Origin of the sequence: Metabacillus halosaccharovorans (assembly GCF_002019635.1) — a bacterium.
In the GTDB taxonomy this organism is placed as follows: Bacteria; Bacillota; Bacilli; order Bacillales; family Bacillaceae; genus Metabacillus; species Metabacillus halosaccharovorans.
In genome coordinates this window covers 1,369,737-1,393,730 of sequence record NZ_KV917372.1, presented here as the reverse complement: position 1 = coordinate 1,393,730, position 23,994 = coordinate 1,369,737, and the positions used below count along the sequence as shown (strand labels likewise).

Sequence of the window (23,994 nt, the reverse complement as noted above, 5' to 3'; positions counted from 1 at the left end):
CAGTATGCAACAAAAAGTTGTGGTTTATCGTGAATTACCAGATCAAGTTTTATATTTCTTGAAAAATAAATTTGATGTAAGTTATTTTCCGACTCTTAATGATGAAAATTACCGGGATTTTCTAGTTGAATTACAAACTGCACATGGATTGTTAGGTGCTAGTATGAACATAGGGCAAGAGCTATTAAATCAAGCTCCAAATTTAAAGGTCATTTCAAATATTTCAGTTGGTTATGATAATTTGAATATAGAAGAGCTTAAGCAAAGAAACATAATAGCAACCAATACACCCGGGGTGCTTGATGATACAACAGCAGATACAGTCTTTGGACTTTTACTGGCAACGGCAAGAAGAATGCCCGAGCTTGATCATTATGTAAAGGCTAAAAAATGGGGAGGAACAAAGGGGGAAGACCTTTTTGGTGTAGATGTACATCATAAAACATTAGGTATTATCGGAATGGGAAGTATCGGCAGAGCGGTCGCTAAACGAGCACACTTCGGCTTTGATATGGAAATCTTATACCATAATCGTTCGAGAAATAAGGAAGCAGAAAGTAAATTTGATGCAACATATTGCTCATTAGATGAGCTCTTAAAGAAGTCAGATTTTGTTTGTTTAATGGTTCCACACACACCTCAAACAGAAAAAATGATTGGAGAGAGAGAATTTAACTTAATGAAGGATTCAGCGATCTTCATTAATGGATCAAGAGGAAAAAACGTTGATGAAGAAGCTTTAATTAAAGCACTGCAGAAAAAAGATATACTCAGCGCTGGGTTAGATGTCTTTGAGATTGAGCCTGTTGAGAAGGATAATCCATTATTATCAATGCCTCATGTTGTCACACTCCCGCATATCGGTTCAGCTACAGCTGAAACGAGAGCAAAGATGGCAAAGCTAGCTGCAGAAAATATGGCTATTGCTCTGGAGGGAAAAACACCTCCGAATTTAATAAGATAATAAAAGGGTAGATAAGATCTACCCTTTTCAATATTATTTACATTATTAAGCCATTCATTGCTTCTTACTTGAGAATGTTCTTCATGACATTAAAGATTGTTCAGTTCTTTCCTGTATGTTGAAAGCGTTTCTTCAATTAAACTCAGTCTTTCCTCAAGTTTCCCAACAGAATGTCCTGTGGATTCCAATTTTTCAATATCTCCTTGGATCCTCACATATTCCATTTTTAATTCATCGATTTTTTGCTGTATTTCGTGTTTGCTCATCTTTATGCCCCCATTTATCATAATTTTGCTATATAAAAAGTATAACAAGAACTAAAAAAATGGGCTAATTATCATCCCTGTTATGAATTACAGGGATGATAATATTCTTTGAAAAGAACTATGAAAATAGTCCTTCCATAGAATATTAAAAGAAGATTAAAAGTAACGTTCCGACAATGAAACAATAATATGTAAAATAAACAAGTTTGCCGTTCTTCATAATTCCCATAAACCACTTCATCGCAAAATACGTCATCAATAGAGTTGAAATAAATGCCGCTAAATATGGGACGGCCAAGTCAGCTTTATTTGGTTCATGTAGAAAGTCAGTAAACCCAAGAACTACTCCACCGAGACTAACAGGGATATATAACATAAATGAAAAGCGAAGTGCCGTATCTTGTTTCATTCCAACAGCAATGGCTGAAATAATCGTTGCTCCTGAACGACTTATACCAGGAGTTAAGGCTACTGCCTGCCCTAAACCAACAATGAATGCATCCTTAATGGAAAGGTCACTCTCGTCTTTAGTACCTTTCATATTACGAATTAACCATAATGCAATTCCTGTGACAAATAACATGAGGGCAATTGTAGTCATGCTGACATTTTCCCCTATAAAGTCATTTAACAAAATACCCAGAACTCCCGCAGGTATAGTACCTATGACAATAAAGCAAATAAAGTAAAAATCACTTCTATAACGAGAATTTTTCGTTTTTAAATAGGCAATAGAATTGTTCATGAGCCTAAAGATATCTTTTCTGTAAATATAAAGAATTGCAAGTAATGAAGCAGTATTGGTTAATATAGCAAAAGTAAATCCTTGTTCACCTATTCCCAATATTTCACTTGCAATCATTACGTGACCACTCGATGACACAGGTATAGGCTCTGTAAATCCTTGCACTAACCCAATAATGATCATTTTCAATGTATATAGAATATCTAATTCACCCATTTTATCCTCCTCATTTATCTCTTTAATAATGTATCAAATTAGGATTATACCTTATTTGTGCTAATAATTTGTTTAATAAATCTTTACAATTATGTGAAAAAGGAAAAAAGTTCCTTTATTAGTTGGGAATTATCCTTTTTTTGTGTAAGTATGTATCGATTTTTTCCTAAAATAAAAAAACTGTACCTCTATTGTTAGTTTTATGTCCAACAATTTTGGTTCAGTTCACGGTAAGCTTTTAATTGTGCTAAAAAGTTGAGAGTGAACGATGAACTCATTCACTCTTTAAAATAAATATGATTATTCAGGACGATTCGTATTAGTTGAGTTAGTTTCTATTGGATAATTCTCTCCATACCCTTCAACATGACCGGCGTGCTCTTTAATATATGCAGACCCTGAACCAATTTCAGAATTTTGCAGGTTGTTTTTTTGCTTTTTATTGTCTCTAGTTGGATTTGTCAAAAATTTCACCTCCTAAACACATATTAGATTGCTTTTAAAAGGTGAAATTATTCAAGAGAGATAGAAAAAGTCCTGCTGTATGAATTTATTTTTATAGATTGAAGGAAACATACTAAAGATGTTGCGGAGAATTTACTTCACTTTCCTTAAGCCTTTGCCATTAAGAATATCTTGCACACCTTCTTCACAAACACCATATGTTCTCCAATAACAAGATTTACAAACTGTTTGAATATCTGAAGGGATGATACGCTTGTTTATGATAGCTTCAATTTCCTCCCATTTCAAAATCTGTCCAATTTGGAGCCCTAATTTCTCTAATATAACAGCATCTCTTTCATAAATATGGTCATCCTGACAATGGTATTTCCCGTTGTTCGGATATTTATCACACAAATGATCAGGGCCTGATATAAGTTGCACGCTTGTCTTTGGCATCTCTCTCAAAGTTTGATGCAAGCGCGTCATATTTTCAATATAGTCTTTAGAATAACCCATGCCCCGATAGCCTAATAGGCAAAATATATGATGTCCTCGTAGTTTATACATCGTTACCTCCTCTAACAGTTGTAAGTATGTTAACTTATGTGTTGAATAAGTTAACACATACTTGTATTTTATCATTTTACCTATAATAGCTGGGCTTTTTTTATGATTTACATATATAACAAAAGTAGATAAGAAAAGGTATATACCATTGTAATTGTTAAATACTATTTAGATCACGCAATTTTGGTAATGAAGAATGGGAATATGTTTTGTAAATAAGTATTATGACTATCTGGTGGATGTAACAAAATAAAAAGGAGAGAAATATAATAGAGTGTGAAGTAAGAAAAGTATGTATCACTTAACTGATTACGGTTTAATCTTTCAAAGGGACTATTTTTTTAATTTGGATATATATCACAAATTTACATAGGATTAACACCTAGTTAATAAAATTTACAAAACCTTTACAATTGCTTAATAGAGAATTTACAATCTATGTTTATTCTTAACAATGGGTATTATATAGAAAGAAATTGTCAGTAGATCACCTTGGAGGTTTAGAAATGACATTTATGAGAAAGACAACATTTGGATTATTGATGTTATTCTTTGCCGCTGCACTAGTAGCATGCAATAACAGTGATAATGGAATGGAGTCAACCAATGAAGGTTCAGATACAATTGCTATTTCAGGTTCGACATCCGTAGGACCATTGGCCGAAAAAATTGCAGAAAAATACAAAGAGAAATCGAATGTAAATATAGAGATTAATCAGATAGGTTCTTCAGCAGGCATAACAAATGCTATAAGCGGTGTATCTGAAATTGGTATGTCTTCACGTGATTTGAAAGAAGAAGAAAAAGCACAAGGGCTAACTGAGACAATTATTGCTTATGATGGGATCGTTGTTGTAACACATCCCAGCAATAAAGTTAAAGACCTTACATTGGATCAGGTGAAGGAAATCTTTACAGGTGAGATTACCAATTGGAAGGAGCTTGGGGGAGATGACATGGAAATTGTCGTTGTTTCCAGGGAGGACGGATCAGGTTCCCGTGATGCATTTCAAGAAATAGTAGGGTATTCGTCAGGGGAATTAGTTAGAAGTTCTATAATTGCTAGCGGAAACGGTAATATAAAAACAACCGTGGCAACAAATAAGCATGCAGTTGGATTTATTTCATTTGAATATATTGATTCAACGATTTCAACAGTAAAAATTAATGGAGTAGAAGCTACAGCCGAAAATGTTCTCGAGCAAAAGTATAGTTTATCACGTCCGTTTTTGTTTGTTCACAAGGATAATCAACTATCGAGTGCCGGACAACAGTTTATTGACTATATTCTTGGGCCTGAAGGACAAGCGATTGCAGCAGAGTCAGGTGCAATACCGATAAAATAACGTTTCAATCACTGATGTCAAATCGACATGTCAGACATAAAACATCATGTGTTAGAGCAAACATGGAGGAATGAAGTATGCCGCGACTACCTGTTGAGGACCAAACAATAGATATTGGAAAATCAAATAAGAGGAAGTACTTTCTTGAGAAATTATCAGCAAAGTTATTTCTTTTTTGTGCATTACTTTCAGTTATCAGCTTATTGGTCATTATAGGATTTGTTTTTTATAAAGGGTCACTACCATTTATAGCTGAAGGATATAGTTTTCTTGATTTTATCTTTGGGGTAGATTGGGTTCCCAGTGAAGATAAATTTGGGATATTGCCGATGATTGTAGCATCTATATTTGCAACAATTGGATCCTTAATCATTGGAGTTCCGGTTGGTTTATTTACAGCCATCTTTTTATCAGAAATTGCACCCAAAAGTATAGCGAAGCTCATCTCACCAGCTGTTCAATTATTGGCCGGTATCCCATCAGTTTTGTATGGAGTGTTCGGACTCGCTATCATCGTCCCATTTTTGCAAGATAATTTACAATTACCTAAGGGTCAAAGCTTATTTGCAGTTATTTTGGTATTAGCAATTATGATGTTACCTACAATTGTAACAGTTGCAGAAACAGCTATTCGCGCAGTGCCTAAAACGTATCGTGAGGGTTCATTGGCTTTAGGTGCCTCTCAGATAGGAACAATTTTTAAGGTTGTTGTTCCTGCAGCGAAATCGGGTATTATGGCAGCAATTGTTTTAGGTTTAGGGAGAGCGATCGGAGAAACAATGGCAGTTATCCTAGTAGCTGGAAACAGTTTAATTATCCCGACAAGCTTAACTGACAGTGTACGTCCATTAACAACCAATATCGCTTTAGAAATGGGCTATGCATATGGGACACACCAGGAAATGTTATTTGCAACTGGTATCGTTTTATTCTCTTTTATCCTTTTACTAAATTTCGTTCTATCAAAAATCAGTGCGAAGGGTGGTCATTGAGTTGAGACAGGTAAAAGATAACGTATTGCGTGGACTTCTCTGGTTTTCAGCGTTCTTAACTATTGCCATCCTTGTAACGATTGTTGGATATATATTTTATAAAGGGTATCGCTTAATTAGCATAGATTTTATCTTTGGGGATTATTCTCCAACAGGTCATGGCGGAATTTGGCCGATGATTATTACAACAATATATACAATAGTGATCTCATTATTAATTGCTACCCCGGTAGGAATTTTAGCTGCGGTGTATTTGCAGGAATATGCAAAACAAGGTCGTTTAGTTAGGATAATCCGTTTCGCGACGGAAAGCTTAACAGGGATCCCATCAATCATTTATGGATTATTCGGTGCAGTGTTTTTTGTTACAACGTTAAAACTGGGAATGTCGATTATAGCTGCTTCTTTAACTCTAACAATTATCGTATTACCAGTTATTATCAGAACAACAGAAGAGTCATTAAAGACCGTACCAAAAACGTATCGTGAAGGCTCTCTAGCTTTAGGAACAACAAAGCTGCAAACTTTATATAAGGTTATTTTACCGAGTGCGATGCCTGGAATATTATCAGGTATCATTCTCTCCATCGGGAGAATTGTTGGAGAATCTGCAGCAATCTTTTTAACTGCTGGGACGGTGGCTGCCATGCCGGACAGTATTTTCTCCTCAGCAAGGACATTAACGGTCCATTCTTTTTTGGTTACACAGGAATCAGGTGACATTGAGCTTGCTGCTGCGGTTGGGATTGTCTTAATCGTCATCATATTGGTACTGAACCTTTCGGCGACGTTTATCTCCAAGAAATTAAATAAAGCTGACTATTAAAAGAGGTGTATTGACATGGGTACAACAGAGATTGAACAAAGTAACAGGAAAGACCAATCACAAAACAACCAGCAAACAAACGGCAATGTCAAAATCAGTGTAAGAGACTTAAATTTATTTTATGGGGATAAACAGGCACTTTATTCAGTTTCATTGGATATTCAAGAAAAGGAAGTTACCGCTTTAATTGGACCTTCAGGATGTGGGAAATCGACTTTTCTACGAACATTAAATCGCATGAATGACCTTATAGACAGTGTGAAGATTAATGGTGACATTGTTATAGATAAAGAAAACATCTATCAATCAAATGACGTGATAAAATTAAGAACAAAAGTTGGAATGGTTTTCCAAAAGGCAAACCTGTTTCCAATGAGTATTTATGATAATGTCGCATATGGTCCAAGAATGCAGGGGATAAAAAATAAAAAAGTCTTAAATAACATTGTTGAAGAAAGCTTACGTGGTGCTGCAATTTGGGACGAAGTAAAAGATCGCCTGAAAACATCAGCACTCGGACTATCTGGTGGTCAACAGCAAAGGATCTGTATTGCACGTGCAATTGCGATGAAGCCGGAAATCATCTTAATGGATGAGCCTACATCAGCATTAGACCCAATTTCAACATTAAAAGTAGAAGAATTAATTGAACGCTTGAAAAAAGATTACACAATTGTTATTGTGACCCATAATATGCAGCAGGCAGCACGAGTATCAGACAAAACAGCCTTTTTCCTAAATGGGGAAATCATTGAATTTGATTCAACAAACAATATTTTCTCAATGCCAACAGATAAGAGAACAGAAGATTATATAACTGGAAGATTTGGGTAAGATTTTGGGGGAGTAGAAAATGGTCGTTCGTGAGAGCTTTGATAATAATTTGCAGGAATTACAAGGCAAAATGTCAATGATGGCTAAGCTTTCAATCACTGCAATGGAGAAAGCATTTGAAGCCTTAAAAAAACAAGATGTGGAGATTGCATTAAAAGTAATTGATGAAGATACAGTAATCGATAACCTGGACACGGAAATCAACCAATTTGTAATATGGCTAATGGTAAAAGAGCAACCAGTTGCCAGAGATTTACGAAGAATTATAGGTGCTTTAAAGATTACATCTGAAATTGAGCGAATTGCAGATTTTGCTGTAAATATCGCAAAGTCCACAATAAAAATTGGTCAAACACACTCTTTAGTGAAAATCACAAATCTTGATCAAATGAAAGATCTATCAATTACTATGCTTGAAAAGGCATTACAATCATTTATTGAAGAAAATATGGTCCTGGCTAAAGAAGTTGGCGATTTGGATGATAAAGTTGATAAATATAGTGGTGAAACATACAAAGCAATCACTAAGTATTTAAAAGAACATCCAGAAGAAACAGATCAATTAGTGCAATTACTTTTCATCAATCGATACCTGGAACGAACTGCAGATCACATAACTAATATTGCAGAAAGTGCGGCTTATTTAATTAAAGGCCGTATATATGATTTTAATTCTTAATATAAAAGGGTGAGCATTTGTGCTTGCCTTTTTTAGTTTTTATCGATAAATAAAAGTATATCTACTACAAGACATCTTAGGGAGTGGGGTCATGAGACGAGCTCACTCCTAAGATGGGTGAGAAAATTCCTTCTGGATTCTTTCATATGGGAATTGTTTATTTTAAGTCAATCGAGATTGGTTGCATTTCTTCAACATTGAGAACCATTCCTGATCCTTTTGAATAATAGATTTGCGGTGTAAATGTTAAAGAACGGGCATCAGGATGTATGGAGTAAATAGAAGCTTCACTTTTATGAAATGCCCCATCATCAAGACTTACTCCACCATTACTATTTACGTCATATTTGTTTCCTAAGTTGTCCATTACATTACTCATTTCAATTGAAATAAAAGGTGATTCCTTTAAAATATCCCGATCAACAACAAATTCATATTGTAAGACAGATGCCATTTTTGAATGCTCAAAAGATTTTAGGCTTAGAGTAATCCCGGGATACTCTTCTTTTTCGTTAAGCAACTGCGTACTTGTTTGTAGTTGGGTTAAGGAAAATTCAAATGACCAATCACCTTCGTATTGTTTAGTATCACTACTGTTTTCAAAGACTTTTGGCTGCCACTTAATGATAATTTCTTCAGGACTTTTTCCATCAAAATGTGGAGTGATTTTTTCGACACCTACATATGTTGTTTCATTCATTTTATCAATGTATCCTGTTCCACCTATTGCTTTAACATTCTGTATATCTATAAAACCTTCTGATCTAGGTTGACTTCCAAGGTCCAACGTAGTCTGGATTGCATAAGTAATAATCACATTTGTTCCATCATAGACTGCATTTTCAATCATAATATCAATTCCATTACTAGACTCCACCTGATTGACTACTGTAGCTAAATCAACGTATTCATTGGGGAGAGTATCTTTTTTAAAGTGCCCCATAATATTTTGTATAAAAGGAATATGTTTTGCTAATACAGGAACGCTTATGATACTGCCAGTAAAAACCGTAACTCCAATCAATGCTGCGGCGGTTAAAGTATGTAGTAAAGTCCGTTTCTTTACCTTTTTTTTCTTCTTCAATACATGTTGTTTTATTTCTGTTTTCCTTTTTGTTGTTAATGCTCTTGGTTCAATATCATTAATATCAATATCAAGAAAGTCTTGTAAATCATTATTCATAAAAACCGCTCCTTCAGATGTTCGTTTTGTGCAAGTTTTTTCTTGCCGCGATATAATCGATTTTCTACTGCTGACACCGAAATTTTTAGAGATGCTGCAATTTCAGCACTTGTTAAATAAAGAAAATATTTCATCATAAAAATATCACGATCGATCTCTGGTAATGTACTGAGAACAAGGAGAAGCGTGTTTGTTTCTTCCTTTTTAATTATTTGCATTTGTACATCATCTATATGGGGTTGTATATGAAGTTCCTCTTCACTTTGCTCTCGATTTTGTATTTTCTTTATATGACGAAAACGGTCAATTGCTTTGTATTTTGTAAGCATCGCGATCCATTTCTTGAATTCCATACTTGTTCCTTTAAACGTATTTGCATTCTGCCAAACTGTTAAGAATACATCATTCACACATTCATCTACCGCATCACTGCTTACATTGTGTAAGATTTTGTAGCTTATGGCATTTACAAGAGCTGAATATTCATCAATGATGTATTCGAGTGCCTCTTCATTTTGTTTTTGTAGTAGTTTAATAAAATTCACAGCATTACATGTCATTATTGATTCTCCTTATTTTATTGAAAAAGCTTTTTCACTATCTATATCGAATGAATGAATGAAAAACTCGCATTTTTTTATACTTTTTAAAAAGTATAAATTTATTCTAGGTAATAGTAAAAGAAAACTAAGGCTTCTCTATTAGGGCAAGTGGAGTTTTTTTATTTCATAATGTTTCAACTAATTAAGATAAAGATAAATTAGGAGATTCATTTTTATTGACGAAAAAAAGAAAAATTAGTGATATAATAGAAAGAAAGAGCTTACAAAAAAGAAAGTAGGATGTATTTATGACAAATGTAATGGGTGGTTTAAACCGTTTATTTGAATGGATTATGCGTTTATCTGTTATTAATATAATGTGGATTATATTTAATCTGCCTATTTGTTATTTAGCTATGTCACTTTTGTTTGCAGAAGATGAAGCCTCGGTCTTTTTATTGCTGGGAACGATTGCTGTATTAGCTCCATTTATGTTTTTTCCGGCGACAACAGCCATGTTTGGTGTTGTGAGAAAATGGGTGATGGGAGAGGATGACGTACCGCTAGTTAAATCATACTGGCGTTTTTACAAAGAAAACTATGGAAGAAGTTTAACTGGTGGTTTATTGCTCACTCTTTTTTGGGTGATCTGGACTGTTGACTTTTTCTTTTTCTCAAAGGTAAATGTCTTGGTTAGTGCATTCTTTTTAATCGGATTTTTATTTCTTTTCTTAATGACACTTTTCTTTTTCTCAAACACTGTACATGCTGAATTAAAGCTTTTGACAAGTGTAAAGAATGCGTTCTTTCTTACAATGGTCTATCCATTAATTAATTTGGTTGTATTGGTAACCAGTGGTGTGATTTTGTATATAAGTTTAGGTGTATTTACTTTCCTTGTTCCATTCTTCATGGGAACACTTATCACGTATGTAGGTTTTGCTGCATATTATCAAAAAATGGAGAAGATAAATAATAAATCGGTTGTCGAAACAAAATAAAGTTTTAAAAAAAGTACGTTCTAATGAAAAGAACGTACTTTTTTGTTGAGCAGGAGAAAATGGTCTGGAATAATAAAAATCTAAATAAGAAAAAGACCTTTTCACGTGGAAAGGTCTCTGTTTTATCAGGAAGCGTTTTCATAAATAACGCCTTTAAACTGAATTTTAAAAGATGGGGGATTACTTTTCTTTATTTCGTTTTTTACTTCTTTGATTTTTGCCACTGCTTCTGTCATTCCAGATGCTGTGATTTTATATTCTGTTTTCTCATTTCCGGTGTCAATTAAAAAGACAAATTGTTTCATGCTTTGTGGCACTCCTTTGATTAATAGTTTATATATTTTATGTTCGTTATTGGAAAACGGTTTCAATAAAATTTTAAGTAAATTTGTATACGCTTTCATTTTATTGCATCAAAAGACCTATGTCAAGGAGTAATCTATTTTATTTTTTACAATAAAAAAATTCTTCTTAATTTGTTCACAATTAAACGAATTAAGAAGAATGGTTAATTCGGCATTTATCATAAATAAAATGCAAAAGCGATTATAATTCCAATTCCTAAAATAATATAAATCCATGATAAGCGAGAGAGGTTTGCTTTTGTTTTTGTATCATAATGTTTATCTCCCTTGCCACCAATTAAAATAGTACCTAGTAAAGCGAGAACACCAATTAAAATGACGAGGATAATGGCAACCTTCATCATAAATTCCTCCTTACATCACATACTTTTTTCTATCATACTATAAAGTTAATGATTAGAATGTAAAATAATGACTGAAAAACAAAATATCACCTCATTACAAAGAGGTGAAGGTTTTTATTTTATAACATCATATAAAACACGTGCAATTATTTCATGATTAAAATGCCCAAAGTCCTTTCCGAATAATGTTAGGCCACCACTATTTTCTCTATTATCTGAAACAGCTAATTTGAATTTTATCTCAGATTTCATCGTAAGGTTAATGTGATCGATCGTTACATCTGAAATGCGACTTCCGTCTATAAAAGTACCGTCTTTGTTAATACGCAGTAATTTGGCCATTCCATATTGATTTAAGTAACCCGGCCACCAGTCTGGATTATTTGTGCCTCTCATTTTTCCAAAATCACCAGGTGATGTCCAGAATCCCAGCTCAATATTGTTTAAATAAAAGTAGATATCAGAAGGCCAATCCTCATTGTATCCAGGTGCTTCGGAACTAATTTCAAAAATAAATTGAAGTTCTTTAAACTCTTCAAATCGTTTTAAGTAGTTAGGTATTCGATATTCCAGAAAACCATTGTTTAACCAAATAATTCCGGCATGAATGTGACTTGGATCAGCGAAATAACGGGGGTCATCGAATTCTCCAATAATACTATTTTTTGTAGCTAATCCACAGGTTGGCTCAGCACTATAATTAATATAATGTCCAACATTGATTTCATATTCATAGCAATGCTCGATTTCTTTACTTCTTAAATCCACTGTTAGCGAATCTTCATTTAAATAACACATCTTTTGAATTCCATGTTTCCCTACTGTAGTTGTAATATCAATTATACCGCTTTCTTCAAGTTTTTTAATATGCATTGTAACAGCACCATTTGTTAATTTTAGTTTTTCTGCTAGCTCATTTAAGTTTAATCGATCATGTTGTCTTAATAAATTGATAATTTCAATTCTAGTTTCAGAGCTTAATGCTTTAAATATGGTTAGACCTGACCGCAAATCTTTAATATGAATCAAAGGTGTACCCCCTGTAGAGTGAAGTTTATTTTAGTACATTATAAAATAAATCAAATGAATGAGAAAGTCATTATTTTTAGTGGTTCAAGAAAAAGTGTATTTATAAAAATGGGGGATAATAAGTTTTTGAAAACGAATACACTTTTTCGTTGACAACTAAAATGATGGGCGATTATTATAAAGTTATAAAAAGATTTAGGTTTTTATAAAATGAAAATTGGGGATGGGTGGTAAATCATGACATTAAAAGCAAAAATGGTAGTTGATAAGGATTTTAAAATATCTGACGTGGATTCGCGGATATATGGATCATTTATTGAGCACTTAGGTCGTGCGGTATACGGTGGTGTATATGAACCGGATCATCCACTTGCTGACGAAAACGGTTTTCGAAAAGATGTTATTGAACTAGTGAAAGAATTAGATGTGCCGATTATCCGCTACCCGGGTGGGAATTTTGTATCAGGCTATAATTGGGAAGATGGAGTAGGACCTATAGGAGAGCGTCCAAGACGTTTAGATCTTGCCTGGAGAACGACTGAAACAAATGAATTAGGCACAAATGAGTTTGTAGACTGGACAAAAAAAGTTAACTCAGAAGTGATGATGGCTGTCAACTTAGGTACAAGGGGAATAGATGAAGCAAGAAACCTGGTGGAATACTGTAATCATCCAGGGGGGACATATTACAGTGATTTACGGAAACAGCACGGGTATAAAGATCCCCACAAAATAAAAACATGGTGTTTAGGAAACGAAATGGACGGACCTTGGCAAATTGGTCATAAAACAGCAGAAGAGTATGGCAGACTTGCGGTTGAAACTGCAAAAGCTATGAAGTGGGTAGATCCGACGATTGAACTTGTTACATGTGGTAGTTCAAGTTCTTCAATGGCAACTTTCCCTGAGTGGGAAGCTACAACGTTAGAGCATACATATGAAGCTGCAGATTATATCTCACTTCACCAATATTACGGAAATCGCGATAACGATTCAGCTAGCTATTTAGCTAAATCGCTGGATATGGATCATTTTATTAAAACAGTCATTTCAACATGTGACTATATAAAAGCGAAAAAACGTAGTAAGAAAACAATGTATTTAAGCTTTGATGAATGGAATGTTTGGTACCATTCAAATGAAGCAGATAAAAAAATAGAACCATGGTCGATTGCTCCTCCACAATTAGAGGATGTTTACAACTTTGAAGATGCATTATTAGTAGGTAGCATGCTTATGACAATGCTAAAGCACTCTGATCGTGTGAAGATGGCATGTATGGCTCAGTTAGTTAATGTTATAGCACCAATTATGACAGATACAAAAGGTGGAGCGTGGAAGCAAACAATCTTTTATCCTTATCAGCATGTATCCATGTACGGGCGTGGGATTGCTTTACAACCGGTTATTTCCTCACCTAAATATGATTCAAAAGAGTTCACAGATGTTCCTTATCTGGATTCAATTGCTGTTCATAACCCAGAAAAAGAAGAACTAACGATTTTTGCCTTGAACCGCAGTCTTGAAGATAGCTTAACACTAGAATGTGATGTTCGTAGTTTTTCAGACTATCAAATCATTGAACATACTGTGTTGGAAAATGAAAACTTAAAAGCAGTTAACACACTCGAACAACAAGCAGTTGTACCACATAACCGAGGAAAAGCGGTACTTGAAGGTGGAAATATTATTGCACCGTTAGCGAAGCATTCTTGGAATGTGATCCGTTTAGGATTGAAAAAATAAAAATGTCAAATGAGACCTGCTCTATAATAGAGCAGGTCTCATTTTTGTTTTACTATATATGTTTCAACAAGGTAAAAGTGTGGAAGGGTACATATATAGGGACATACTTAGAAAATGACAGAAGCGCTTCATATGTCATTGTATTTATGACACAATGATTTCCTTAAATCTTTGTGGATTTGATACATTGTCGCTTAAGCTTATGTAATCGTACAATATATAGTAAGAAAACTCTTACTCAACCTTTAATGGGGGTGTTTTTCGTGTCAGTCATTTCAAGAGATTTATTTTTATATCTATCAAATAATAAAACGTTGAATCGAGCCGCCCAGAATTGGGGCAGCAATATCGCCTCCGGAAAGATTGTCGGTGGGATAGACTTTCCAAGCTCCATTAAATTTATTAAAGAGTTAAATGAACAGGGTTTCTCGGTAACAGTTGATCATTTAGGTGAATTCGTTACAAGCGAAGAAATTGCAAGAGAGCGGACAAAAGAATGCATCCAAACAATAGAAACGATTGTTGCTCAACGATTAGATTCTCATGTTTCTCTAAAACTAACATCATTAGGTTTAGATATTTCAAAAGAACTAGTTTTTGAAAATATGAGAAAGATTATGGATATAGCTGAAAAGTATAAAATTATGGTCACAATTGATATGGAAGATGAAACAAGGTGTGAAGAAACACTTTCAATTTTTAAAGGCTTAAAAGCTGATTATACTTATATTAGTACTGTAATCCAGGCATATTTGTATCGTGCTGAACAAGATATCCGCAATTTAAATAGTTATGAACCATTTTTACGACTTGTTAAAGGAGCATATAAAGAGTCACCTACTGTTGCTTTTCCGAAGAAGGCGGATGTGGATGAAAATTACAAAAAATTAATCAAATCCCGTTTATTAAATGGTCATTATACAGGAGTTGCGACTCATGATGATGCCATTATTGAATATACTAAGAGATTAGTAGAGGAATATAAAATTCCAAAACATTCATTTGAGTTTCAAATGCTGTATGGAATGAGAACACAAACTCAAAAGGAATTAGTTAATCAGGGCTATAAAATGCGTGTGTATGTGCCATACGGGATTGATTGGTATGGATACTTTATGAGACGTCTTGCAGAACGTCCAGCTAATCTTGCCTTTGTTTTAAAGGGTATGACTAAAAAGTAAAAAGGAGTCGATTATCATGACAACAGTTTACAAACACGAACCATTCACTGATTTTTCAAAAGAGGAAAACCGCAAAGCTTTTGAAGCTGCTTTAGAAAATGTGAATAAGGTAATGGGAAAAGAATACCCGCTTGTCATCAATGGAGAACGGATTACAACGAAAAGTCAAATTGTCTCCTATAACCCGGCAAACAAAGATGAAATTGTGGGTAAAGTAGGGAAAGCGACTCAAGAGCACGCGGAAATGGCCATTCAAGCAGCAGATAAAGCTTTTCAGACATGGAGATATTGGAATCCCGAAGAACGTGCCAATATTTTATTCCGTGCAGCTGCCATTATTCGCCGAAAAAAACACGACTTTTCCGCATTATTAGTAAAAGAAGCAGGAAAGCCTTGGAATGAAGCTGATGCAGATACAGCGGAAGCAATAGATTTCTTGGAATATTATGGCCGTCAAATGATTGAACTGGCAAAAGGGAAGCCTGTAAACAGCCGTGACGGAGAAATCAATAAATACGTCTATACACCAACAGGAGTAACAGTTGTCATTCCACCTTGGAACTTTTTATTTGCGATTATGGCAGGTACAACAGTTGCACCAATTGTAACTGGTAATACGGTCGTGTTAAAGCCTGCAAGTGCCACACCGGTCATAGCTGCTGAATTTGTAGAAGTATTAGAAGAAGCAGGATTACCAAAAGGTGTTGTTAACTTTGTTCCAGGAAGCGGAGCTGAAGTTGGTGATTATTTAGTAGATCATCCAAAAACGAGTATTATTACCTTTACAGGATCTCGAGAAGTAGGAACCCGCATTTTTGAACGTGCAGCAAAAGTTCAGGAGGGGCAGCAGCACTTAAAGCGTGTGATTGCTGAAATGGGTGGAAAAGATACGGTAGTTGTTGATAAGGATGCTGATCTTGAATTAGCTGCTCAATCTATTTTCGCATCTGCATTCGGCTTTGCTGGTCAAAAATGCTCAGCAGGTTCAAGAGCAGTCATTCACGAAGATGTATACGATCAAGTGCTTCAGCGGGTTGTGGAAATTACTGAGCAGAAGATTACTGGCAACCCTGAAAAATATGAAACATATATGGGGCCGGTTATTGATCAGGCTTCATATGATAAAATTATGGAATATATTCAAATCGGAAAAGAAGAAGGTCGTTTAATGAGTGGTGGTAAAGGGGATGATGTGAAGGGATACTTTATTGAACCAACGATCTTTGCTGATCTTGACCCAAATGCCCGCCTTATGCAGGAAGAAATCTTCGGACCTGTTGTTGCATTTGCTAAAGCAAAAGATTTCGATGAAATGCTTGAAATTGCAAATAACACAGAATACGGCTTAACTGGTGCTTTAATTACAAGAAACAGGCATTATATCGAACGTGCAAAACAAGAGTTTCATGTTGGAAACCTTTATTTCAATCGGAACTGTACAGGAGCCATCGTGGGCTACCATCCATTTGGAGGCTTTAAAATGTCCGGAACAGACTCTAAAGCAGGTGGTCCAGACTACTTAGCCCTTCACATGCAAGCAAAAACAATTAGTGAGATGTTGTAATTAACTTGTGAGAAAGCAGATTTAGAGTCTGCTTTCTTTTTTATACTATCAGAAAGTATATAAATTTTATGGATGATAGTATAAGAAAAACTAAGACTTTCACCATTAGGACTTGGCGAAAAGCCAAGTTTTTCTAATGCATGTATAGCCTCATCTTTCCATGTTACTAAACGTAGATCGCGAAAAGAAAATAAACAATTCCTAATTTCCTGAAACTTTCGTCTATCTTGTTCGTATTACTTAACAAAGGTAACTAGTTACCGAAAAAAGTCTTACCACGTGGAAAAAAAGGCTTAATACACTATTAGGGGGCAGAAAGATGTCTGGGTTTTTTGGAGTTATTGTTATTTTAATTCCCTTATTAATTATTGCAGCACTTGCTGGGATTGGTTATTTCTTTTGGGTAAAAATTCGTTACCGTACAGCCAAGTCCAACCAAGCGCTAATTATTACAGGTCCCAAGTTAGGTGATCCTGAAAAAGAAACGAATATTTTTGCAGACCAAGAGGGTCGGTCGATGAAAATTATTCGAGGTGGCGGTTATAGACTTAGAAGGTTTCAAACTGCTACACCTGTAAATTTAACTTCCTTTCAATTAAAGCTTTCAACACCGAGAGTGTACACAAACGGCGGGGTGCCGATTGTGGCAGATGCAGTCGCTATGGTAAAGGTAGCTGACACATTAAATGGTATAGCAAATTATGCAGAACAATTTTTAGGAAAAGAGCAGGAAGAAATTGAAGCTGAAATTATTGAGGTTCTTGGAAGTAATCTTCGTGCCATTTTATCAAAGATGACAGTTGAAGATATTAATAGTGATCGTGAAAAATTTAATCATGATGTATCAGAGGTTGCACAAAAGCAACTAGATCTTATGGGCTTTAAAATTACATCATTAGGGTTAACGGATTTACGTGACGCTGATGAAGAAAACGGCTATCTGGAAAACCTCGGTAGACCACGTATCGCAGAGGTTCGTAAACTGGCAGAAATTGCTGAAGCGAATAGTGAGCGTGAAACGCGTATTCATAGAGCACAAACAGATCAAGCGGCTAAAGAAGAGGAATACAAGCGCCAAATTGCGATAGCAGAGTCAAAGAAAGAAAAAGATATTAAAGACGCTGCCTTCAAAGAGGAAACAGAACGTGCCCGTGCAAAATCAGAACAATCTTATGAATTAGAAAAAGCTAAGCTTGCGAAAGAAGTAAAAGAAGAGGAATTAACGCTTCAGTTTTTAGAACGTGAACGTGCGGTTAAACTGGAAGAGGAAGAAAGTAAAGTTCGTAAAGCAAAAGCAGATGCAGATTACTATGAAACAACTCGTAACGCAGAGGCCGAAGCTCGTAAAGCTGAGATCGATGGGGAAGCAAAGGCGAAAATCCGACGTGAAGAAGGTTCTGCTGAAGCAGACGTTATACGGGAACGAGGGAAAGCAGAAGCAGAAGCTCGTAAACTATTAGCAGAAGCAATGGAAAAACATGGTGATGTTATCATTACTGAAAAATTAATTGAAATGTTGCCAGTCTTTGCTGAGAAGATTGCACAGCCACTAAGTAATATTGATTCTGTGAAAATTATAGATTCTGGTAATGGTCAGGGTGTGTCATCTTTTGGAAAAAGCATCACAAAAACAATGGTCGATATTCAGGAACCATTAAAAGAAATGACAGGAATTGATATGGGTGAGCTATTAAAGTCTTATGCAAACCGTACCAATCGTACAGACAATCATATAACATTTCAAGATGTAAAACGAGACAATGATTCAGATGCAATCACGGTTGTTGATGATCAACCTGAAAAATAAAAAGAGAAGGCGGGCAAATATTGTCCGTTTTTTCTATGTAAAAAAATGATAAACATAAGCATTAAAATAATGTGTTTGAACTCGTGTTTTATTTTCTATGAAAGATTTCCTACAATGAACTATACAAGTAATCCTAAAGCAAAGTATCATAAGGTTAACGAAATATGAGGTAGGAGTTTTTATATGAATGAGCTATTAGAGCGTGCTTTATCATTAACTGATTTGAATGATGTTGTTGATGTGATCAGTGATGGATTAAAAAAGCCTGTCATTGTAGAGAGCGATCATTTTTTTCTTTTGGCTTATAATTCTTATTATGTAAATCACTTTGATTATGCAAACCAACAAACCATTTTCTCAAAAAAGTGTCCTTTAAATATATTTGAACGATTTGTTGAAACAGGCATTATCGACCAATTGAAAACAACTGACAGGCCTTTCCGGATTGAAGAAATGAAGGAAATTGGTTTAAATCGTCGAGTTGTTGTTAATGCAAAATATAAGGATAGTATTATGGGCTATATTTGGGTGCAGGAAATGAACAATCATCTGACAGAAGAAGAACTAGATTTTCTTTTTGATATTTCCTTTCATGTTGGAAAGTTAATTCACAAGAAAAATAAGCTAAAGCAACAAAAGGCAGAGGAAATTGAGTGCTTTTTCAGAAAGGTTATAAATAATGAGTTTACAAATGAAAAGGAATTAAAGTGGGAAGCTGCGGAGCTAGATATTGTGTTACCTTCTATTTTTTGTGTAATGGTTGTGAATGCGATTCATGCAGACGAAGAGCTTATCGAGGAATTAAAGGAAACAATTCGTTCCTATTTAAATTTAAAAGACAACACAAGTCATGTGTTGGTGTATCGGACAAATATTGTCATCATTGTTGGCTGTTATTCTTTTAAATATTCACCTGTAACAGCTTCTCTTCAAATTGTAGAAAATTTACTAACAAACTTTGATGTCAAGCGATATTCTAATATATATATCGGAATCGGAAATGAGTATCAGCCTATTCTATCTCTTCATAGAAGTTACAAGGAAGCACTTGAGGTTGTTACAATTACAGAGGAATTAAGGACACAAGAAAACCTTCCGTATGAGTATAGCAAGATTGGAGTTCTAAGGTATTTGGATGTTATTTATGAGAAGAATGCAAGAACGAATTATACGAATAAAAATATCCGGATTCTTCAAGAAAAAGATAGAGAAAGTCAAACAGAGCTTGTCAAAACGTTGGAATATTATTTAGTGAATAACTGTAAGCTTAAGCCAACAGCAGAGCAAATGTTTATTCATCCTAATACACTAAATTACCGAGTGAAACAAATTACTGAGTTAACAACAATTGATTTTAATGATTTTAATCAAAAATGTCAGCTTTATCTTGATTTGATGGTGAGCAAAAGAAAAGATAGGTAGGGTACGATGTTGGTGAAATGAACCATTTTTACCGGAGATAGATTAAAGTAATGCAGATATGGAAGACCGATTGCTAAAAAAAATCACCCCATTGATTAAAGATCAATAGGGTGACTGTGTTTTTTATTCAGGTTGATCTGGATAGGTTTCTTTCAAAAACTCAATGGATTGTGTAATAAGTGCTTTTACTACATCCACGTCAATATCGGCAATTTTATTGATATAAACACAGGCTTTACCGGACGTATGCTTACCTAAGTTCTGAAGTAATTCTTCACGTTTTGTATCACCGGTGGCAAAATAAAGACTAATTTTTGCTTTCCTAGGTGAAAATCCGACGAGCGGTGCATCTCCTTCATGACCTGTTGGGTATTTATAGTGGTATTTTCCAAATCCGATAATACTTGGACCCCACATTTTGGCGGGATAACCAGATGTCTCAGTAAAAATATCCAATAGCTTGTAGGCATCTTCACGTTTTTGGGGATTCTCCACGGCTTCAATAAATTCGATTACACTACTGTCATTTTCCTTGGTCTTTAGCTCGTACATATGAAGATCCTCCTAACTAATCGACTAGTCCTAATGATTTTAATCCATTATAAATACCTGAGTTTGTCACTTTTGTTGTTTTATATTTTGCATATTGGAAAAGATCAGGGTGTCCATTTCCCATCGCAAATCCTTCTCCAACAACACTTAACATTTCCTTGTCATTCATGCCGTCCCCAAATGCAATTGATGCTTCCTTTGGGATTTGTAAAAGTTCTAAAATATGCTGTACAGCAATCCCTTTGTTCACATTATCCCGGATTACGTCATAGCAATGACGGAGTCCATCAACATTTACTTGTGATAAGTGTATGGAGGGATCTGCTTTTTCATAAAGTGCCGGTTCATTTTCACTTAGATTTATAAGAGTGATTCCGAGTATTTTATCAAGTACATCAACAGAGTAACTGTTGTTTTTTTGTAAGTGAAAAGCTGAAATAAACTCTTTTACCACAGGGCTATCTATGTCTGAAAAGATATTTTCCTCATGTGTATAAAGAACCAGCTCATGTCCGTTGTTCTTTGCAATATTCACATAGCTTTCAACTGTCGTCCTGTTCATAGGAGATCTGAAAATATCCTGATTATTATATATAGCATATGCTCCATTGTAGCCGATAAATGAAGTAATAGTTAATTCCTCTGCTATATGTGAGATCTCATGTAGCGGTCGGCCTGTGGCTAGAAAAACCTCAATACCTTTTTCTTTTACTTCTGCTACAGCTTTTTTTGTTGAGTCTTCAATCGTATCATCTGGTTTGAGAATGGTCCCATCAATATCCAAAAATAAAACCTTGTAATCTGTCATCGTCACTTCACAGTCCTTTTTTTAGTCTTTTCTCTCTTTTCTTTATTTTATCATAGAAAATTTTGTCATTACATTTTATCGGGGATATTCATTTTAAAATAATTTATTGAAAAATGAAATTTGATGTTTATTTTTTATTCTAAAGGTAATACTAGATATCGAAATTATCATCAAACGTGTTTTGATTGATCTAGGAGGAAATATTGAGATGGCACAAGGAAAAGTAAAATGGTTTAACTCAGAAAAAGGTTTTGGATTTATTGAAGTTGAAGGTGGAGATGATGTATTCGTACATTTCTCTTCAATTCAAGGTGAAGGGTACAAATCACTTGATGAAGGCCAAGAGGTCACTTTTGACATTGAAGAAGGCAACAGAGGACCACAAGCTGCTAACGTTCAAAAAATCTAAAGCTAATTAAACCATAATAAAGGGACTATGCTCATTGTATATGAGCAAAAGTCCCTTTTGTTTTACTATCATTTCAATGTTAATCGTATAATTAGCTTTTGCAAAAAGTGCTTAACCTAGAGCAGTATTACTACTTAATGTAAGATTTTGACACATATCCATATGACTTGCCATACTTAATTTTATGCCATGATCCACTTGTAGTAACAATGGTAACGGTTTGGTTTTTCTTTAAAGAACCTATAACTTTTGCTTTAGTAGTAGCAGCAGCACGGACATTTAGTTTTGTGGCATTAACTTTACCTGTTTTTGTTTTCACTACAGGTGCAGGCTTTTTTACTGTAAAAGATGGTAATGTAGAAGCACGGTTATTGCTGCTATCGACTGCTGCAATCCCTACAAAATATGTCCCATTTGCTAATGAAGAGAAATTGTATTCCTTCTTAATTGAGCCTGCTTTTATTGAGGAATCCTTTAAGAGGTAATGCAAAATTTTCCCTTGCGCATTTTTAATATAGATTGTGACTTTTCCTGATTCATTAGTGTGAAAGGAAATGGTTGCTTTCTTCTTAGTTTGATCACTTGTTACTTTTACCTGGCTAATGATTGGAGCTTTTTTATCGATTACTGGCTTTTTAGCGGGTGTTGCAGGTTTGATTGGTGTTGTAACAACAGGCTGATTTGTGTCTTTAAGTGTATCTTCTTTCTCGACAGGTTGTATTGTAGTACTAGCAGGTGGTTCTTCTTTTTGAACGGGCTGTATAGTACTAACAGATGAATCTTCCTTTACAACAGGTTGTGGTGTAGTACCAGATGCTTGGTGTCTTTCTGCGTAATCTTTGACAATAGTTGTCCCGTCATAATAGAAGTTTAAAATCTCACGATAGGAATGTCCTGCATCTGCGCGGTTTTTTGCACCCCATTGGCTCAAACCAACACCATGTCCATCTCCAAAACCGTGTAGAGTGAAGCTATCATTTGTTTCTGATTGTTTTGTAACGAGATAACTTAGGATTACCCGGTTTCCAATCATAGCACGAATACGGGTAGCTGGAATGTTTACATATTCGACCTTTTGTAGAACTAGCTCTCCATCTTTATTTACACTGTCTTTTACATAAAATTCAATCGTAATATCTCCTTTAGAGACTCGGCCGCCTGATGTTGGTGTATGAAGTATTAGCTTAGGAATTGAAACAATTTTGATATCCTTTCCTGCATAACCATTTTGGAAAAGCCAATTTTTCATAGTAGACGTAAGTGAACGATCCATTTCTGTTGTTGTATTCCACCATAACGAGGGTTTCTTTAAATTTAGTGATGAAGAATTAATTTGCTGTTTTTTTATTGTAAATTGCCAAGGAGTTTTTGCATCAAAGGTATCTGTTTTAATAGGCAGGTACGATAATGCAGTGCTACCCCACGCATTAGCATTTGACTCTGTTCGTCCGCCATTACTCGCTGAAAAAACAGTGCTCACAAGACGACCATTTTGTCTTAACACTTCACCATAGGTTTCATTTACTGCGGCATCAGTATTTGGATGCCAAGCATAGCCGCCATAAACTTGATAGTTAATTGTATCGTCTATCACTCGTGACAGATAACCAATTGCATAACTGCGAGCAGCAACTGCTTGAGACTTGAGTGCTTCTTTGTTCCAGCTTGCCATCATTTCAAATGGAACAACACCTTTTAAATAATCTTCCAGATAGACAGTATTAATTGGACGAATATATTTTGCCTGTTCAACAACAAATCGGAATGATCCAAGATAAGGACGGTTATTGACTTCCAGATAGTTTGTGTATGACACAGGAGTTAGCTCCAGCTGGTCAACGGTTATTAATTTCGTTGAGCCATCAAATAATGAGATTTTTCCATTTTCAACTTTTGCCACATACGTTTTCTTATCAAGTAAACGTAAATTATGATTTGTAATAAAAAACTCTCCATGAATTTCTAAAGAAAGCTGTGGTTGATTACCAATATAATTGACAAGTTTAACTTGTACTTGAGGCTCTGAAATAGCTGCTGAAGATTTAGAAAAAGGAAAAATAGAGAAAAATAGGATAATAACCATGAAAAATAAACTATTCCTTTTCAAATATACTCATTCTCCTTCGAATAAAAGATTAATAGTATTACAGGGAGAATCA

25 protein-coding genes are annotated in these 23,994 nt (G+C 34.9%); 13 read left to right on the top strand and 12 right to left on the bottom strand.

Annotated features, from left to right (window positions below):
* The first annotated feature begins 4 nt into the window (after window positions 1-4).
* A complete protein-coding gene (locus BK577_RS21160; RefSeq protein ID WP_078434756.1) occupies window positions 5-964 on the top strand; it encodes a 2-hydroxyacid dehydrogenase in 960 nt (319 codons plus the stop codon).
* Window positions 965-1,053: 89 nt separating this feature from the next.
* Here the strand turns inward: BK577_RS21160 and BK577_RS26180 are convergent, their stop codons facing one another.
* The 4 genes from BK577_RS26180 to BK577_RS21150 all read right to left on the bottom strand — a co-directional run bounded on the left by BK577_RS26180 (window position 1,054) and on the right by BK577_RS21150 (window position 3,205).
* A complete protein-coding gene (locus BK577_RS26180; protein ID WP_169908429.1) occupies window positions 1,054-1,230 on the bottom strand; it encodes an SE1832 family protein in 177 nt (58 codons plus the stop codon).
* A 145-nt stretch (window positions 1,231-1,375) separates the two neighbouring features.
* Window positions 1,376-2,191, bottom strand: coding sequence for an undecaprenyl-diphosphate phosphatase (locus BK577_RS21155; RefSeq protein ID WP_078434755.1), 816 nt, complete (start codon window positions 2,189-2,191; stop codon window positions 1,376-1,378).
* A gap of 300 nt (window positions 2,192-2,491) precedes the next feature.
* Window positions 2,492-2,656 (bottom strand): hypothetical protein, encoded by a 165-nt coding sequence (locus tag BK577_RS26175; RefSeq protein WP_169908427.1) that lies wholly within the window; start codon window positions 2,654-2,656, stop codon window positions 2,492-2,494.
* A 132-nt stretch (window positions 2,657-2,788) separates the two neighbouring features.
* Window positions 2,789-3,205 carry a DUF1284 domain-containing protein gene (locus BK577_RS21150; protein WP_078434754.1) on the bottom strand — a complete coding sequence of 139 codons (417 nt, stop codon included), beginning with the start codon at window positions 3,203-3,205 and terminating at the stop codon, window positions 2,789-2,791.
* 506 nt (window positions 3,206-3,711) lie between these two features.
* Between BK577_RS21150 and BK577_RS21145 the strand changes: the two genes are divergently transcribed.
* The 5 genes from BK577_RS21145 (at window position 3,712) to phoU (ending at window position 7,882) form a co-directional block, all read left to right on the top strand.
* Window positions 3,712-4,551, top strand: a complete 840-nt coding sequence (locus tag BK577_RS21145; protein ID WP_078434753.1) for a phosphate ABC transporter substrate-binding protein — start codon at window positions 3,712-3,714, stop codon at window positions 4,549-4,551.
* A 77-nt stretch (window positions 4,552-4,628) separates the two neighbouring features.
* The gene (gene pstC, locus BK577_RS21140; RefSeq protein WP_078434752.1) at window positions 4,629-5,543 is read left to right on the top strand and encodes a phosphate ABC transporter permease subunit PstC; all 915 of its coding nucleotides are present in this window, start codon (window positions 4,629-4,631) and stop codon (window positions 5,541-5,543) included.
* Window position 5,544: 1 nt separating this feature from the next.
* Window positions 5,545-6,369 (top strand): phosphate ABC transporter permease PstA, encoded by an 825-nt coding sequence (gene pstA, locus BK577_RS21135; RefSeq protein WP_026559581.1) that lies wholly within the window; start codon window positions 5,545-5,547, stop codon window positions 6,367-6,369.
* Between the two features lie 15 nt (window positions 6,370-6,384).
* On the top strand, window positions 6,385-7,203 hold the full coding sequence (gene pstB / locus BK577_RS21130) for a phosphate ABC transporter ATP-binding protein PstB (protein ID WP_078434751.1): 819 nt from the start codon (window positions 6,385-6,387) through the stop codon (window positions 7,201-7,203).
* A gap of 19 nt (window positions 7,204-7,222) precedes the next feature.
* On the top strand, window positions 7,223-7,882 hold the full coding sequence (phoU, locus tag BK577_RS21125) for a phosphate signaling complex protein PhoU (protein ID WP_078434750.1): 660 nt from the start codon (window positions 7,223-7,225) through the stop codon (window positions 7,880-7,882).
* Between the two features lie 157 nt (window positions 7,883-8,039).
* Here the strand turns inward: phoU and BK577_RS21120 are convergent, their stop codons facing one another.
* Both BK577_RS21120 and BK577_RS21115 read right to left on the bottom strand, forming a co-directional pair.
* A complete protein-coding gene (locus BK577_RS21120) occupies window positions 8,040-9,065 on the bottom strand; it encodes a DUF4179 domain-containing protein (protein WP_078434749.1) in 1,026 nt (341 codons plus the stop codon).
* Window positions 9,062-9,625, bottom strand: a complete 564-nt coding sequence (locus tag BK577_RS21115) for a sigma-70 family RNA polymerase sigma factor (RefSeq protein WP_078434748.1) — start codon at window positions 9,623-9,625, stop codon at window positions 9,062-9,064. Before BK577_RS21115 ends, BK577_RS21120 begins: the two co-directional genes overlap by 4 nt.
* Before the next feature lie 290 nt (window positions 9,626-9,915).
* Here BK577_RS21115 and BK577_RS21110 point away from each other — a divergent pair, with 290 nt between their 5' ends.
* On the top strand, window positions 9,916-10,608 hold the full coding sequence (locus BK577_RS21110) for a YesL family protein (RefSeq protein WP_078434747.1): 693 nt from the start codon (window positions 9,916-9,918) through the stop codon (window positions 10,606-10,608).
* Window positions 10,609-10,733: 125 nt separating this feature from the next.
* On the opposite strand, the gene BK577_RS21105 is transcribed toward BK577_RS21110, so the two are convergent.
* From BK577_RS21105 to BK577_RS21095, 3 genes are all read right to left on the bottom strand, one after another.
* Window positions 10,734-10,913, bottom strand: coding sequence for a hypothetical protein (locus tag BK577_RS21105; RefSeq protein ID WP_078434746.1), 180 nt, complete (start codon window positions 10,911-10,913; stop codon window positions 10,734-10,736).
* Between the two features lie 218 nt (window positions 10,914-11,131).
* Window positions 11,132-11,314 carry a hypothetical protein gene (locus BK577_RS21100; RefSeq protein ID WP_078434745.1) on the bottom strand — a complete coding sequence of 61 codons (183 nt, stop codon included), beginning with the start codon at window positions 11,312-11,314 and terminating at the stop codon, window positions 11,132-11,134.
* Between the two features lie 117 nt (window positions 11,315-11,431).
* On the bottom strand, window positions 11,432-12,346 hold the full coding sequence (locus BK577_RS21095) for an ArsR/SmtB family transcription factor (RefSeq protein WP_078434744.1): 915 nt from the start codon (window positions 12,344-12,346) through the stop codon (window positions 11,432-11,434).
* Between the two features lie 237 nt (window positions 12,347-12,583).
* Here BK577_RS21095 and arfA point away from each other — a divergent pair, with 237 nt between their 5' ends.
* The 5 genes from arfA to BK577_RS21070 all read left to right on the top strand — a co-directional run bounded on the left by arfA (window position 12,584) and on the right by BK577_RS21070 (window position 20,066).
* Window positions 12,584-14,092 carry an arabinosylfuranosidase ArfA gene (gene arfA, locus BK577_RS21090; RefSeq protein ID WP_078434743.1) on the top strand — a complete coding sequence of 503 codons (1,509 nt, stop codon included), beginning with the start codon at window positions 12,584-12,586 and terminating at the stop codon, window positions 14,090-14,092.
* A 263-nt stretch (window positions 14,093-14,355) separates the two neighbouring features.
* Window positions 14,356-15,273: a proline dehydrogenase family protein gene (locus tag BK577_RS21085; protein ID WP_078434742.1), complete on the top strand. Its 918-nt coding sequence runs from the start codon at window positions 14,356-14,358 to the stop codon at window positions 15,271-15,273.
* A 16-nt stretch (window positions 15,274-15,289) separates the two neighbouring features.
* Window positions 15,290-16,837 (top strand): L-glutamate gamma-semialdehyde dehydrogenase, encoded by a 1,548-nt coding sequence (gene pruA / locus BK577_RS21080; protein ID WP_078434741.1) that lies wholly within the window; start codon window positions 15,290-15,292, stop codon window positions 16,835-16,837.
* Between the two features lie 319 nt (window positions 16,838-17,156).
* Window positions 17,157-18,644, top strand: coding sequence for a flotillin family protein (locus BK577_RS21075; RefSeq protein WP_078434740.1), 1,488 nt, complete (start codon window positions 17,157-17,159; stop codon window positions 18,642-18,644).
* 183 nt (window positions 18,645-18,827) lie between these two features.
* Entirely contained in the window at window positions 18,828-20,066 is a 1,239-nt protein-coding gene (locus BK577_RS21070) for a PucR family transcriptional regulator (RefSeq protein ID WP_078434739.1), read from the top strand.
* Between the two features lie 123 nt (window positions 20,067-20,189).
* On the opposite strand, the gene BK577_RS21065 is transcribed toward BK577_RS21070, so the two are convergent.
* Window positions 20,190-20,618, bottom strand: a complete 429-nt coding sequence (locus BK577_RS21065; protein ID WP_078434738.1) for a DUF1801 domain-containing protein — start codon at window positions 20,616-20,618, stop codon at window positions 20,190-20,192.
* 16 nt (window positions 20,619-20,634) lie between these two features.
* Window positions 20,635-21,426 (bottom strand): Cof-type HAD-IIB family hydrolase, encoded by a 792-nt coding sequence (locus BK577_RS21060; RefSeq protein ID WP_078434737.1) that lies wholly within the window; start codon window positions 21,424-21,426, stop codon window positions 20,635-20,637.
* A 208-nt stretch (window positions 21,427-21,634) separates the two neighbouring features.
* Between BK577_RS21060 and BK577_RS21055 the strand changes: the two genes are divergently transcribed.
* Window positions 21,635-21,835 carry a cold-shock protein gene (locus BK577_RS21055; RefSeq protein WP_026562521.1) on the top strand — a complete coding sequence of 67 codons (201 nt, stop codon included), beginning with the start codon at window positions 21,635-21,637 and terminating at the stop codon, window positions 21,833-21,835.
* 130 nt (window positions 21,836-21,965) lie between these two features.
* On the opposite strand, the gene BK577_RS21050 is transcribed toward BK577_RS21055, so the two are convergent.
* Window positions 21,966-23,942, bottom strand: a complete 1,977-nt coding sequence (locus BK577_RS21050) for a SpoIID/LytB domain-containing protein (protein WP_078434736.1) — start codon at window positions 23,940-23,942, stop codon at window positions 21,966-21,968.
* Window positions 23,943-23,994: the final 52 nt, after the last annotated feature.